The 14,510-nt window shown below is 70.6% G+C and carries 10 protein-coding genes; 6 read left to right on the top strand and 4 right to left on the bottom strand.

The genetic code is table 11. The annotated features are described in order from the left end of the window. Window positions 1–3: 3 nt before the first annotated feature. From HLK59_RS09015 to HLK59_RS09025, 3 genes are all read right to left on the bottom strand, one after another. Window positions 4–2,664, bottom strand: a complete 2,661-nt coding sequence (locus tag HLK59_RS09015) for a PAS domain S-box protein (protein ID WP_171140790.1) — start codon at window positions 2,662–2,664, stop codon at window positions 4–6. A gap of 81 nt (window positions 2,665–2,745) precedes the next feature. Then, window positions 2,746–4,095, bottom strand: coding sequence for a sugar ABC transporter substrate-binding protein (locus HLK59_RS09020; RefSeq protein ID WP_171140760.1), 1,350 nt, complete (start codon window positions 4,093–4,095; stop codon window positions 2,746–2,748). Beyond that, the gene (locus HLK59_RS09025) at window positions 4,092–5,480 is read right to left on the bottom strand and encodes a sugar ABC transporter substrate-binding protein (protein WP_171140761.1); all 1,389 of its coding nucleotides are present in this window, start codon (window positions 5,478–5,480) and stop codon (window positions 4,092–4,094) included. Before HLK59_RS09025 ends, HLK59_RS09020 begins: the two co-directional genes overlap by 4 nt. Window positions 5,481–5,688: 208 nt before the next feature. Here HLK59_RS09025 and HLK59_RS09030 point away from each other — a divergent pair, with 208 nt between their 5' ends. The 4 genes from HLK59_RS09030 (at window position 5,689) to HLK59_RS09045 (ending at window position 9,549) form a co-directional block, all read left to right on the top strand. Continuing rightward, the gene (locus HLK59_RS09030) at window positions 5,689–6,063 is read left to right on the top strand and encodes a response regulator transcription factor (RefSeq protein WP_171140762.1); all 375 of its coding nucleotides are present in this window, start codon (window positions 5,689–5,691) and stop codon (window positions 6,061–6,063) included. Window positions 6,064–6,261: 198 nt separating this feature from the next. Then, window positions 6,262–7,218: a hypothetical protein gene (locus tag HLK59_RS09035; protein ID WP_171140763.1), complete on the top strand. Its 957-nt coding sequence runs from the start codon at window positions 6,262–6,264 to the stop codon at window positions 7,216–7,218. A gap of 168 nt (window positions 7,219–7,386) precedes the next feature. Further along, on the top strand, window positions 7,387–8,409 hold the full coding sequence (locus HLK59_RS09040; protein ID WP_171140764.1) for a LacI family DNA-binding transcriptional regulator: 1,023 nt from the start codon (window positions 7,387–7,389) through the stop codon (window positions 8,407–8,409). A 228-nt stretch (window positions 8,410–8,637) separates the two neighbouring features. Further along, on the top strand, window positions 8,638–9,549 hold the full coding sequence (locus HLK59_RS09045; RefSeq protein WP_171140765.1) for a carbohydrate kinase: 912 nt from the start codon (window positions 8,638–8,640) through the stop codon (window positions 9,547–9,549). A 169-nt stretch (window positions 9,550–9,718) separates the two neighbouring features. On the opposite strand, the gene uvrA is transcribed toward HLK59_RS09045, so the two are convergent. Beyond that, complete coding sequence (gene uvrA / locus HLK59_RS09050) at window positions 9,719–12,808, bottom strand: excinuclease ABC subunit UvrA (RefSeq protein WP_171140766.1); 3,090 nt, start codon at window positions 12,806–12,808, stop codon at window positions 9,719–9,721. A gap of 246 nt (window positions 12,809–13,054) precedes the next feature. Between uvrA and HLK59_RS09055 the strand changes: the two genes are divergently transcribed. Together HLK59_RS09055 and HLK59_RS09060 are read left to right on the top strand one after the other, a co-directional pair. Then, on the top strand, window positions 13,055–13,741 hold the full coding sequence (locus HLK59_RS09055; protein WP_171140767.1) for a maleylpyruvate isomerase family mycothiol-dependent enzyme: 687 nt from the start codon (window positions 13,055–13,057) through the stop codon (window positions 13,739–13,741). Between the two features lie 21 nt (window positions 13,742–13,762). Next, window positions 13,763–14,419: an MBL fold metallo-hydrolase gene (locus HLK59_RS09060; protein WP_171140768.1), complete on the top strand. Its 657-nt coding sequence runs from the start codon at window positions 13,763–13,765 to the stop codon at window positions 14,417–14,419. Window positions 14,420–14,510 lie beyond the last annotated feature (91 nt).

Here is a 14,510-nt window from a genome sequence, read left to right on the forward strand (position 1 = left end):
CGGTCACATGTCCGTCGGCGGCGGGCTCAGCGGCAGCCGTACCCTCAAGGTGGTGCCCTCGCCCGGTGGACTGCTGACGTCCAGCTTGCCGCCGATCGCCTCGACGCGGTCGATGAGCCCGATCAGCCCGGATCCACGGCCCGGCTCGGCTCCCCCGACGCCGTCGTCGCGGATGACCAGCTCCAGCCGGCCGTCCCGGATCTCGGCCTCGACCTCCACCACGCCCGCGTGGGCGTGTTTCGCGGCGTTGGTGAGGCATTCCGAGGTGACGTAGTACGCGGCCACCTCCAGCTGCTCCGGCAGCCGCGTCGCGGGCAGCCTCAGGTCGAGCTCCACGGGGACGGGCGAGCGGCGGGCCAGGGAGCGCAGGGCGGGACCCAGGCCGCCCTTGGAGAGGATCGCCGGGTGGATGCCGCGGGCCACCTGGAGCAGGTCCTGGAAGGCGTCGTCGAGGCCCTTGCCCACATGGGCGAGCTGCTCGGCGAGTTCCGAGGACGGGTCCGTCAGCAGGGACTCGGCCAGTCTGAGGTCCAGTTGGAGGGCGACGAGCCGCTGCTGGACTCCGTCGTGCAGATCGCGCTCGATCCGGCGCCGGGAGGCGTCCGAGGCGGCCACCACGCGCGCGCGTGACGCGGTCAGCTGGGCGCGGCTGTCCGCGTTGGCGATGGCGGTGGCGACGAGTTCGGTGAAGTCGGCCAGCCGCGACTCGGTGCCGCCGGGCAGTGCGTCCAGCGCGGACGACGCGAGGATGAAGCCCCACAGCCGGTCGTCGACGACGATGGGCGCGCCCACCGCCTCTCCCACATGGGCCGCGCGCCGGGTCCCGGACACCTCGCGGATCGCCTTGAGGCCCGCCAGCCGACGCTCCTCGCGGCCGGCCCGCTCGAGCTCCTCCGGGATCCCGTACGCGGTCCCGAGGACCGTGTGGCTGCCGTCGGGTTCCTGCCGCAGCACGGCCGCGGTCGTGTTCAGCAGGGCCCCGACCTCCTCCGCCACCCTCGCGAACACCTCGTCCGGCGGGGCGCCGCGGGCCACCAGGGTGGCGACCCGCCGCAGCGCGGCCTGTTCCAGTGCGGCGCGGCGGCTCTCGGTGACGTCGCGCGCGGTGGCGTAGATGAGGCCCTCCTCGGGGACCGGACGGGCGCTCCACTGGAGCCAGCACTCGGTGCCGTCCACGCGCAGGTAGCGGTTCTCGAACTCGACCAGGTCGACGCCGCTCGCGAGACGGTCGAGGGCGACGCGGGTGCTGTCCCGGTCGTCCTCGTGCACGAACTCGATGTAGGGCTTGGACAGCAGTTCCTCACCCGAGTAGCCGAGGGTCCTCTCGACGGCCGGGTTGACCCGCTTGAAGTAGCCGTCGAGGCCGCTGATGCAGAGCAGGTCCAGGGAGAGGTTGAAGATGCTCTCCACTTCCTGTTCGGCCTTCTCGCGCCGCCCGTGGGCCGCCGCGAAGGACGCCATGGTGCCGTTCATGCCGCCGAGCAGCTGGGCCCAGGTGCCGTCGAAGGAGGCGACGTCGGCGCGGTGTCCGAGCCGGTTGTGGTCGATCGCCGTGTTCATGGCCCGGATCTCGCCGGCCAGCCGCTCGGTGGTGACGCGCAGTTCGCGGAAGGTGTCGGCCACATCGCCGAGTTCGTCACGGCCGGTGTACCGGATGTCGTACGAGAGATCGCCGTACGACAGGGCCCGCGCGCCCTGGGAGACCTCGCTGAGGGGGCGGGTGATGGAGCGGCGCAGGGCCAGCGCGAGGACGGTGACGACGCCGAGGACGGCCAGGGAGACGGCGAGGTCGCGTCGTACACGGGTCTCCGCGCTCCGGCGGTCGCGGGCGGCGGTGACGTCGAGGTCGTGTGCGGCCTGGTCCTGGATGCCGCGCAGGGCGTCGATGCGGGCCCCGGAGTCGAGCAGCCAGCGGTCGTAGGACGGCCAGCGGGCGGTCTCGGGGGTGGGTGCGGCGAGCATGTCGCGGACCGCGCGAACGGCCCGGCCGGGCGCCTCGAACTGCGTGCTGTACAGCTCGCCCCGCAGTTCGTCCGAGGTGTTCTGCCGGAAGGTGTCCAGTTCGGCCGCCTCCAGTTCGGGCCAGCGTCCGGCGGCGGTGGGGCGTTGCTCGGCGGGTGCGTCCAGCAGGATCGCCAGCTCCACGCGCTCGCGCTCGGCGGCCTCGATGGCCCGTACGAGGGCGATGTGGGCGTCCGCCGCGCGGCCCGAGGTCCGGGTGGGGCTCCCCGACTCGAACACGGCGACGTTGTCGAGCAGGGCGTCCTCGATGCTCGCGTAGTCCTGGGCCACCGTGCGGGCGGTGAGCGAGGCGGTGCCCGTCTGGACGCGCAGCGCGTGCAGTCGGCGGCCGGCGGCGTCGAGGTCTCCTGCGGCGTCGGCCCCGGTCCAGCCGACACCCCGGTCGACGGCCCGCTCCAGGGCCTGGTCCGTGGCCCGTTCGGCCGCGGCACGTGTCGCCGGGGTGATCGTCCCGGGACGCAGCCGGGCCTGTACGGCGGCGATCCGCTCCCGGGCGACGGCGTCGGAGACCTCGGTGAGCGCGAACGTCACCTCGGTCGCGGCGTGGAAGGCGCGCAGGTCGCTCGCCTCCCGCCACTGGGCGACGCCGCTGAAGGCGGTGAAGGCCAGCAGTCCGGTCACCGGCAGCAGCACGAGCAGCATCAGCTTCCGTCCGACGCGCAGACGGGCCAGGAGCGGGGGACGCTCCGTCCGTGTCGGTCTCACGCCGCGCACGTTCGTTCCTCAGCGCCCGGTGGGCGGGTAGTACTGGTGGTCCGCCAGGTCCTTGTCGATGGCCTCCACCGCCCCGTCGAGCGTGGCCCGCACCGGCGCCTCGTCGAGCATGATCTTCGCGAAGGCCCGGGAGAAGGCGTCGGTGATCGCCGCGTAGGCGGGCGTACGGGGCCGCGGGCGGGCGACGCCGCTCTGCAACTGCTCGATGTAGAGCCGCTCGGGGCCCGTCTCCGAGAACAGCCTGGTGCGTTCGATCGCGCTTCTGGTCGCGGGGACGGCCCCGTTGACGTTCGTCATGCGCAACACCTCGTCGGGGCTCAGCAGGAACGAAAGGAACCGCCAGACCGCGTCCGCGTCGACGCTGGTCGCCGGGATCGACCACTGCCAGGAGCCCATCCCGGTCACGGAGCCCCGGCCGAAGTCGGGCAGCGGCACGATCGCCACGTCGCCGGGGAACGCGCCGCTGTACTCGCCGTAGGTCCAGTGCCCGGTCCAGGAGAGGGGGCTGCGGCCCTCGACGAAGGCCTTGTCGTCCTCGCCGGGGTCGACGAGCCCCGCCTTGACCCAGCTCTGCATGGTGGTGAGTGCCTCCACGGAGGCGGCGCAGTTGAGGTAGCCGTCGGCCGTCCGGAACGTGTTCGGATCGATGAGGTCACCGCCCGCCGACCACACCGCGGGCGCGAAACCGTAGGTGTTCCACTCGGCTCCGGGTGTGGCGTAGAGGAGCCTGAGGTCGAGCGGCGTCCGGTAGCCCTCCTTCCGCAGTCTCACCAGAATGCCCGTCAGTTCGTCGGAGGTCCAGGCGTCCTCGGAGCCCCGGGGGACACGGATGCCGGCCTTCTCCAGCACCGACGGCCGTACGTACATCCCGAGTCCGGAGTCGAAGGTGCCCAGGCCCCACAACTGGCCCCGGTAGGTGCCCTGTCGGAGGACGGAGGGGAGCAGGTCGGCGCGCAGGTCCCCGGTCAGGCAGGAGTCGAGCGGCCTGAGCCTTCCCGCCCAGGCGTGGCCGAAGACCTTGGGGGCGTCGAAGTCGAGCAGGTCGGGCAGTTGACCGTCGGCAGCGGCGGCCAGGACCTCGGCGTCGTAGTCGCCGTCGGGGAGGTCCACGAGGCGGACCTCGACCTCCTTCTGGGACGCGTTGAACCTCCGCACCTGCCCACGCAGGGTCTCCTTCTCACCGTGCGCCGTCGGCGTGTGGTACCACATCGTGATCTGCGAGGTGCCGGTGATCCGTCCGTCGCAGCTCGTGTCGGTGCGGGCTCTCTCCTCGTGGTCGGTGTCGCCCGCGGTGCAGCCGGCGAGCAGCGCGGCGCTCAGGGCGCCGGCCAGGAACGACTTCAGGACCCCGCGGGTCATGACCCCTTCTGCGGATAGTCGTCGTGGGCGGCGAGGTCCTTGTCGATGGCCTTCACCGCCTCGTCGAGGGCGGCCTTCACCGGCGCCTCGTCGAACATGATCTTGGCGAAGGCCCGGGAGAAGGCGTCGGTGATCGCCGGGTAGGCGGGCGTCTGCGGCCGGGGCCGGGCTACGCCGCCCGTCAGTTGCTCGATGAACAGGTGCTCGGCGCCGCCGGGACCGTAGGCGGAGGAGAGCTTCACCGCGCTGTGCGTGGCCGGGATCCCGCCGTTGGCCTCGCTCATCCGGTGGACCTGGTCCGGCTTCAGCAGATAGGCGAGGAAGCGCCAGACGGCGTCTCCGTCGGCCGCGCCCGAGGTGACGCCCCACTGCCAGGACCCCATCCCGGTCACCGCGCCCCGGCCGAAGTCGGGCAGCGGCACGATCGCCACGTCGCCGGGGTGCGCCTTGCTGTAGTCCGGGTACCACCAGTGGCCGGTCCAGGAGATGACGCTACGGCCCTCGATGAACGCCTGGTCGTCGCTCTTGCCGGGTTCGACGAGCCCCTCCTTCGCCCAGGTCTGCATGGTGGTGAGCGCCTCGACCGCCTCAGGGCTGTTGAGGAATCCGTCGGCCGTGCGGAACGTCCCGGGCTCGATGAGGTCACCGCCCGCCGACCACACCGCGGGCGCGAAGCCGTAGGTGTTCCACTCCTCGCCGGGCTTCGCGTAGACGAGCCCGATGTCGAGGGGCGTCTTGTGACCCGCCTTGCGGAGGGTGCGCAGGACGTCCGTGAATTCGCCGGAGGTCCACGCGTCGTCGACACCCTTGGGGACACGGATGCCGGCCTTCTTCAGCGCCGAGGGGCGCACATACAGCCCCAGCCCGGAGTCGAAGGTGCCGACACCGTACAACTTCCCCGCATACGTGCCCTGTTGACGGATCGACGCCAGCAGGTCGCTCCGCACGCTCTCGGGAACGCACGAGTCGATCGGCTTGAGCTTGCCGGACCAGGCGTAGCTGTAGAGATTGGGGCCGTCGAAGTCGAGCAGGTCCGGAAGGTCGCCACTGGCCGCGGCGGAGTTCACCAGGTCGTTGTACGGCCGGAACTCAGGCAGGGTGACAAGCTCCACCCGCACCTGCTTCTGCGCTTCGTTGAACTCCGCGACCTGCTTCTGCAAGGTGCTGAGCTCCCCGCTCGGCCCGGCGTGGAACCACATCGTCAGATGCTCGGTGCCCTCGATCCTGCCGTCGCAGGTCGTGTCACCGCGTGCCTCGTCATTCGTGCCGTCGCCGTCATCGCCTCCCCCGCCGCACCCGGCCAGCAGCAGGGCGATCCCCAACAGCCCTGCGGCCAGGGCGCGGTGATGCCGACCCGTTCCGACAGTCCTGATCCACGCCCGCATCGCGCACCCCCACTCGACCGGCCTTCCGCGGCCTCCCCAGGGCAGCCCACATGCTACCCCTGGTGACCTGCCGCTGCGCTGAGTAAGCAGGAATCGACGGACTCGGCAAGGGACTTCAGCACATTCCAGCTGCCCGGAAGCAACGCGCGTCGACTCTTTCCGGGTAGCTGGAAAGCGCAATCACCTGCCTGTTGGGACCCTGTGGGGCATGTCCATGCGCTGTCTTCTCGTCGATGACAGCATCCGCTTCCTGGAGGCCGCGCGCACTCTGCTGGAGCGCGACGGGATACCCGTCGTCGGCGTCGCCATGTCAGGTTCGGAGGCTCTGGCACGGGCCACTGAACTGGCCCCTGACATCGTCCTGGTGGATCTCGACCTCAACGGGGAGAACGGCTTCGACCTCGCGGTGGAGCTCGCCGGCAATGTCACGTCCGTGATCATCCTGATCTCCACACACTCCCTGGACGACTTCGAGGAACTCATCGCCGCCAGCCCGGCACGCGGGTTTCTTCACAAGTCCGCGCTCTCCGCCGAGGCGATCAGAGACGTACTGGGCAACGACGGCCCGGGCGCGCCGACTTGACTTCTCCGGGCCGCATCCCGGCCAGGAGTGCGTGCCTGTTGGGCATGAGGTGTTGTCGGGACTTGGTCAACACGCTTCAATGCGGGGGAACTCGGGACCGTGAAGAGCGGCGTACGGATGTGAAGACGCCTCCGGTCCCGGTGCGAATCCGCACGAACGGTCTGACCAGCCGTCGTGACCACACAGAAAGGCCCCTGCATGCCGCACGCCACACAGCACGGGGACGTTTCCGCCGTCGCCGACGCGGAACTGGACACGGCCCTGCGAGGCGGCCCTTTCCATGTCGCCCTGCGGGCGGCGATCGCCGCCCGCGGACTGCCGCTCCAGCGCGTGCAGCACCATCTGTCGCGCTACGGGGTCAAGGTCGGCGTCACCAGCCTGAGTTACTGGCAGCAGGGTGCGCGCCGGCCCCAGCGCCCCGAGTCGCTGCGCGCGGTACGGGCCCTGGAGGAGATCCTCCAGCTGCCGGAGGAGTCACTGATCCGGCTGCTCGCCGAGGCCGACGCCCACGCGGCCGGCCAGCGCCCCGCCGTCCGCTCCTACCGCTCCCTCGTCGAGGCCTCCGGCGTACTGGAGCGGCTGCTGGCCGAGCTGGACTCACCGCCGGACGGCGGGCTGCACACCCTCGGGCACCACGAGCGGGTACGGATAGGGGGGCGCCGGGAGCTGCTCGGGCGCGAGTCGCACCACATCGTGCGCGCCTACAAGGACGGAGTCGACCGGTTCGTGGCCGTGCACCACGGCGACCCGGGGTGCGCGCCGGAGCGCATACAGGTGCACGCCTTGGAGAACTGCCGCACGGGACGCGTCCGCTCCCACCACGAGACCGGCGTGCTCGTGGCCGAGCTGCTCTTCGACACACGGCTGCGGGCCGGCGACACCTTCCTGTTCCGCTACGGCGTCGAGGACGGCACGGCGGGTGTCTCCCGCGAGTACATCCGCGGGTTCGGCCCGTCCGGCGGGCAGTACGCGCTCCAGGTGCGGTTCGACGAGAACGTGCTGCCGGCCCGCTGCCACCGGTTCACCCAGCACTCGGCGGCGGCCCCGCGCAGTGGACGCCAGGAGCTGGCGCTCACCGGGACGCACCGGTCGGTGCACATCGTCGAGCCACGGGTGCGGACGGGGATCGTGGGGATCGGCTGGGACTGGGAGTGAGCTGTCGGGAGCCCGCCTGACGTAAACGCTTGCGCAAGCGTTTACGTCAGCGGTCGGATGGGATATGTTCCCGGCTTGAGGGGGTCTGCCGAGGGGCCTGCCGAGGGGTGTCGCCCGAGGGCTGTCCGGGAGGACCGCCCTGGAGGACTTGCCCGGGAGGAGAACGTCATGCCGACGATGGCCGATGTGGCGCGCAGCGCGGGCGTGTCCGTGGCGACCGTCTCGCACGTGCTCAACGACACCCGGCCGGTGCTCCCGCACACCCGTCAGGCCGTCCTGGACGCCATCGACGAGCTCGGTTACACACCCAACACGCTGGCCCGCTCCCTGGTGACCTCCCGCACCCGGTCCATCGGGCTCGCGGTGTCGGCGATCAGCAATCCGTACTTCACGGAGATCCTCCAGGGCGTCGAGGCCGAGGTCCTGGAACGCGGCTACAGCCTGCTGATCGCCGACCCGCACGACGACCCCGTCCATGAGCGCAAGGTCGTCCAACTCCTGCACGAGCGGCGGGTGGACGGCATGATCGTGGCGCCCTCCGTGGACCCCAAAGAACTGCTGGCCTACCTCGGCCGCCATGCCGTACCCACGGTGCTCCTCGACCGTGTCGTCGACACCGCGCCGCCCTTCGACCAGGTCTGCGCCGAGAGCACCGCGCCGATGAGCGAGCTGGTCGCCCATCTCGCGGTCCTCGGCCACCGACGGATCGGGCTGGTGGCGGGTCTGCCCGGGCTCAGCACCAGCAGCGAGCGGATCGCCGGGTACCGTGGCGGGCTCGCGGCCGCCGGGCTGGCGTACGACGAAGGGCTCGTGGTCCACGGCGACTCCGCGTCGGCCGGTGCCGAGCGGGCCACCGCGACCCTGCTGGCCCTCCCGGAGCCGCCGACGGCACTCGTCACCGCCAACAACGCGATGACCATCGGCGCGCTGCGCGCCCTGCGCGACCACGGTCTCGCCGTGCCCGACGACATCGCGCTGTGCTGCTTCGACGACTTCGCCTGGGCCGACCTCTTCTCCCCCAGGCTCACCGCCATCGCCCAGCCCAGCAAGGAGATCGGCGCCCGGGCGGTGCGGGTGCTCCTGGACCGCCTGGCCGATCCGGACCGGCCGGCCCGGACGGTCCGTCTGCCCTGTGACCTCGTGCATCGCACGTCGTGCGGGTGCTCCGAGGAGGCGGTGGTGTCCGAATGACGGCTGTCCGAGGTGTGCGAGGGGGCCAGGCGCGCGAGAGGGCCGAGAGGTGCGAGGGGGCCGAGGTGTCCCGGCAGCAGCCGGCCGAGGAAGCCGGGATGTCCGGACAGCGACTGACCCAGGAAGCCGGGGCGGTCCAACGGCAGCCGCCCGAGGGGCGGTTGCCCTCTCCCCCGTCTGTCTCCGTACCGCAGGACAGCCCCGCAAGCCCGAGAAAGGAACCTGCTCGTGATCGTCGTCGCCGGTGAGGCCCTCATCGACCTGGTACCGCAGGGCACGGGAGCCCTGGCGGGACTGACGCCGGCGCTCGGCGGCGGCCCGTACAACACGGCCGTCGCCCTCGGCCGCCTCGGCTCCCCCGCCGCCTTCTGCTCCCGTACGTCGTCCGACGCCTTCGGCGAAGCCCTGCTCGACAGGCTGCGGCGGGCGTCGGTGGACGTGTCGGCGGTGCAGCGCGGGCCCGAACCGACCACCCTGGCGGTCGCCACGATCGACGCGAGTGGCTCGGCCGCCTACTCCTTCTATGTCGAGGGCACCGCCGACCGCCTGTTCGCGGCCCCCGCCGAGCTCCCCGCCGGTACGCGCGCGGTGTCCTTCGGCACCTGCTCGCTCGTCCTGGAGCCGGGGGCCAGCGCCTACGAGGAACTCATGCGGACCGCGGCCGCGCGGGGTGTGTTCACCGCGCTCGACCCGAACATCCGGGCCGGGCTGATCCCCGATCCGGACGCCTACCGGGCCCGGTTCAAGAGCTGGCTGCCTTCGGTGTCACTGCTCAAGCTCTCCGAAGAGGACGCGCAGTGGCTGGGCGGCACCCCGAGCGAGTGGCTGGCCGCGGGACCTTCGGCCGTCGTGATCACGCGAGGCGGTGACGGTCTGACCGCGTTCACCCGGGATGGCTCGGCGCACTCCGTGCCGGGCGAGAAGGTCGACGTCGTCGACACGATCGGGGCCGGTGACACGGTGAACGCGGCGCTCCTGCACGGTCTGTCCGTCCGGGACGCCCTGTCCGCCGAGGCGCTCCTGGGACTGGGCGCCGACGGCTGGACAGAGCTGCTGCGATTCGCGGCGCGGGCGGCCGCGATCACCTGCTCCCGGGCGGGGGCGGAACCGCCGTACGCCTCCGAACTCGGGGACTTGTAGGGGGCGTTCGGCCTTTCCGCCGGTTTCGCTGATTCCACTGTTCAGGAGTCAAGGTGCGTCGCGGCCGCAGGGATCGGGCGGCTGATCTTGCAACGATCGGCGCCCCGCGGGGAGTTCCCACGGGGCGCCGAACTTTTCCGGATTTCTCAGGACCTGTTGCCCATGGGCCTCAGGCCTTGCGGGCTCGCGTCGTCTTCTTCGCGGGTGCCGCCTTCTTGGTGGTGCCGGCCGCCTTCTTGGCCGCCGTGGTGTCGGCCGCTGCGGTGTCGGCGGCCTTGGTCGCGGCCGCCTTGCTCGCGGTTGCCTTGGTCGCGGTCGTCCTGGCCGTGGCCGTCTTCTTCGCCGCCGTCTTGGCGGCGACGGTCTTCTTGGCCGCCGTCTTGCGCGGGGCCCTCACCGAGGACGCGTCGCTGATCCGGTCGGCGCCGAGGATCTCCCGCAGGAACTTGCCGGTGTGGCTGGCGGGGACTCCGGCGACCTCCTCCGGGGTGCCCTCGGCGACGACGAGACCGCCGCCCGCGCCGCCCTCGGGGCCCATGTCGACGACCCAGTCGGCGGTCTTGATCACGTCGAGGTTGTGCTCGATGACGATGACCGTGTTGCCCTTGTCGACCAGGCCGGCTAGGACCTTCAGCAGCTTGCTGATGTCCTCGAAGTGCAGACCGGTGGTCGGCTCGTCCAGGACGTAGACCGTGCGCCCGGTGGAGCGCTTCTGGAGCTCACTGGCGAGCTTCACACGCTGGGCCTCGCCGCCGGACAGGGTGGTCGCGGACTGACCGAGGCGGACATAGCCGAGACCGACGTCGTTGAGCGTCTTGAGGTGGCGGTTGATCGCGGGGACGGCCTCGAAGAAGTTCATGGCTTCCTCGATGGGCATGTTCAGGACCTCGGCGATGGACCTGCCCTTGTAGTGGACCTCCAGGGTCTCCCGGTTGTACCGGGCGCCGTGGCAGACCTCGCACGGGACATAGACGTCCGGGAGGAAGTTCATCTCGATCTTGATCGTGCCGTCGCCCGCGCAGTTCTCGCAGCGGCCGCCCTTGACGTTGAAGGAGAAGCGGCCGGGCAGGTAGCCGCGGACCTTCGCCTCGGTGGTCTCGGCGAACAGCTTGCGGACGTGGTCGAAGACGCCGGTGTACGTCGCCGGGTTGGACCGCGGGGTGCGGCCGATGGGCGACTGGTCGACGTGCACGACCTTGTCGACGAGGTCGTCGCCGTCCACGCGCGTGTGGCGCCCCGGAACGCTCCGGGCGCCGTTCAGCTCACGGGCCAGGTGGGTGTACAGGATGTCATTGACCAGCGTGGACTTGCCGGAGCCTGAGACACCGGTGACCGCGGTGAACACGCCGAGCGGGAACGAGACGTCGATGTCCTGGAGGTTGTTCTCCCGGGCACCGTGCACCGTGAGCCGGCGGGACGGGTCCTGCGGGCGCCGGATGTCGGGGAGCGGGATCGCCTTCTTGCCGGACAGGTACTGCCCGGTCATGGACTCGGCGTTGGTCAGCAGTTCCTTCAGGGAGCCGCTGTGCACGACCTTGCCGCCGTGCTCGCCGGCGCCGGGGCCGATGTCGACGATCCAGTCGGCGACCTTGATGGTGTCCTCGTCGTGCTCGACGACGATGAGCGTGTTGCCCATGTCGCGCAGCCGGACCAGGGTCTCGATCAGCCGGTGGTTGTCGCGCTGGTGCAGACCGATGGACGGCTCGTCGAGGACGTAGAGCACGCCGACCAGGCCGGAGCCGATCTGGGTGGCCAGGCGGATGCGCTGGGCCTCGCCGCCGGAGAGGGTGCCGGCCGCGCGGTTGAGGGAGAGGTAGTCGAGGCCGACGTCGACGAGGAACTTGAGCCGCTCGTTGACCTCCTTCAGTACCCGCTCGGCGATCTTCTTGTCGCGGGTGTTGAGCTTCAGTTCGCCCAGGAAGTCCGCGCAGTCACTGATGGACATCCCGGAGACCTCGGCGATGGACTTCCCCATCACCGTGACCGCGAGGACGATCGGCTTGAGGCGGGTGCCCTCACAGGTGGGGCAGGGCACCTCGCGCATGTAGCCCTCGAAGCGCTCACGGCTGGCGTCGCTCTCGGACTCGCCGTGCCGCCGCTTGACGAAGGGGACGGCACCTTCGAAGGGCGTCGTGTAGACCCGCTCGCGTCCGTACCGGTTCCGGTAGCGGACCTCGATCTGTGTCTTGTGGCCGTACAGCAGGGCCTTCCTGGCGCGCTGCGGCAGGCCCGCGAAGGGGATGTCGGTCCGGAAGCCCAGTGCGTCCGCGAGGGCGCCGATCAGCCGGCCGAAGTAGTCCTTGGTGTGCCCGTGCGACCAGGGGTGGATGGCGCCCTCGTCGAGCGACTTGTCCTCGTCGGGGACGATCAGCTCGGGGTCGACCTCCATGCGGGTGCCGATGCCGCTGCACTCGGGGCAGGCACCGAAGGGGGAGTTGAAGGAGAAGGAGCGGGGCTCCAGCTCCTCGAAGGACAGGTCGTCGTACGCGCAGTACAGGTGCTCCGAGTACATGCGCTCGCGCTCGGGGTCGTCCGCGGGGAGGTCGACGAAGTCGAGGACGACCATGCCGCCGGCGAGACCGAGGGCGGTCTCCACGGAGTCGGTGAGCCGGCGCTTGGCGGACTCCTTCACCGTGAGGCGGTCGATGACCACCTCGATGGTGTGCTTCTCCTGCTTCTTCAGTGTGGGCGGCTCGGAGAGCTGGATGGTCTCGCCGTCCACGCGCGCGCGGCTGTAGCCCTTGGTCTGGAGGTCCGCGAAGAGGTCGACGAACTCGCCCTTGCGCTCGCGCACCAGCGGCGACAGCACCTGGAAGCGGCTGCCCTCCGGCAGCTCCAGGACCTTGTCGACGATGGCCTGCGGCGACTGGCGCGCGATCGGACGGCCGCACTCGGGACAGTGCGGCTTGCCGATACGCGCGAAGAGCAGCCGGAGGTAGTCGTAGACCTCGGTGATGGTGCCGACCGTCGAGCGCGGGTTGCGGGAGGTCGACTTCTGGTCGATGGAGACCGCGGGCGAGAGGCCCTCGATGAAGTCGACGTCCGGCTTGTCCATCTGGCCGAGGAACTGGCGGGCGTACGAGGAGAGCGACTCCACGTACCGACGCTGACCTTCGGCGAAGATCGTGTCGAAGGCCAGGGAGGACTTGCCCGACCCGGACAGGCCCGTGAAGACGATGAGCGAGTCACGCGGCAGGTCGAGCGAGACGTTCTTGAGGTTGTGCTCGCGCGCGCCACGGACGATGAGACGGTCGGCCACGCCGGTCCGCACCTTTCTTGAGAAGAAGTGACAGGGGCGAGGCCCCCGTGCTGACAGGGGCGAGGCCCCGTGCTTTTTCAGACTAGGGGGAGCCACTGACAACGCCGGTCGGATTCCCGGATGCATAACAATCCCCGGCCATCCAGCATGCCCGACGCCGCTGTCGACCATATAGCACGTGCATTCGATTTACGGCACTGCTTCACCACCTTCACCCAAAGGTGTGGCGGGGCTAGTGTCAGCAGCATGATTGATCACGCGCATGACCTGGCGTCTGTACGTGACGCGACGGAACGGCTGCTCACCGCAGCCGCCAAACTGGACAACGCGTCTGTGACCGAGCCGTCACGGCTTCCCGGGTGGACCCGCGGCCACGTCCTCGCCCACCTCGCCCGCAACGCGGACGCCCTGGTGAACGTTCTGGAGGGCAGGCCCATGTACGCCTCCGGGGAGACCAGGGACGCCGACATCGACCGGGACGCCCCGCGCTCCCTCGACGTCCAGCTCACCGACGTCCGTGACAGCGCCGCCCGCTTCCAGGAGGCGGGAGCCGCCCCGGCCGACTGGTCGCGCGTCGTGCAACTGCGCAACGGGGTCACCGACGCGGCGGCCCGGGTGCCGTTCCGGCGGTGGGTGGAGGTGGAACTGCACCATGTGGACCTAGGGATCGGATACGAGCTGGAGGACGTGCCCGCGGAGTTCGCGGAGCGGGAGATCGCCTTTCTCGCCGACCGGTTCACCGGACACCCCGACGTACCGCCGACCCGTCTGACGGACGACACGCACGCGTGGACCACGGGCCGGGTGGCGGAGGCTCCCGTGGTCACGGTGACGGGATCCCCCGCCGACCTGCTCGGCTGGCTCGCCGGACGCCGGAACGGATCGGGGCTGAGGGTGGAGGGCGGAACGCTGCCGGAGCTTCCTCCGCTGTAGGGGCGCCCTAGACTGACCGTCATGACGTACAGCGGACAGGTCACGGTCGGCGGCCCGGCGGACGTGCACGAGCTCAAGGACCTGATGATCACCAAGATCGCGGTCGGTCCCATGAACAACAACGCCTATCTGCTGCGCTGTCGGGCCACGGACGCACAGCTGCTGATCGACGCGGCCAACGACGCGGAGACACTGATCGGCATGATCGGTGACGACGGCATCGCGTCTGTCGTCACCACGCACCAGCACGGCGACCACTGGCAGGCCCTCGCCCGCGTCGTCGACGCCACCGGCGCCCGTACGTACGCGGGCCGGGAGGACGCCACCGGCATCCCCGTGCCGACCGACGTCCTCGTCGACGACGGCGACACCATCCGGGTGGGGCGTGTGGAACTGACCGCTCGCCACCTGGTCGGCCACACGCCCGGCTCGATCGCGCTCGTCTACGACGACCCGCACGGTCACCCCCATGTGTTCACCGGTGACTGCCTCTTCCCCGGCGGCGTGGGCAACACCCGCAAGGATCCTGAGGCGTTCGCAAGTCTGATCCACGACGTGGAGACGAAGATCTTCGACGTCCTGCCGGACGAGACGTGGGTCTACCCGGGCCACGGCAACGACACATCGCTCGGCGCCGAGCGCCCCCAGCTGCCGGAGTGGCACGCGCGCGGGTGGTGAACGACGGGGGGCGCGACGAATTCCCACACGCCGGGGCGTAACACCCCTCGCGCGCCCCGCGCACAACACACCTTCACGCGCCACATCTTCG

Source organism: Streptomyces sp. S3(2020) (genome assembly GCF_013044505.1).
GTDB lineage: Bacteria > Actinomycetota > Actinomycetes > Streptomycetales > Streptomycetaceae > Streptomyces.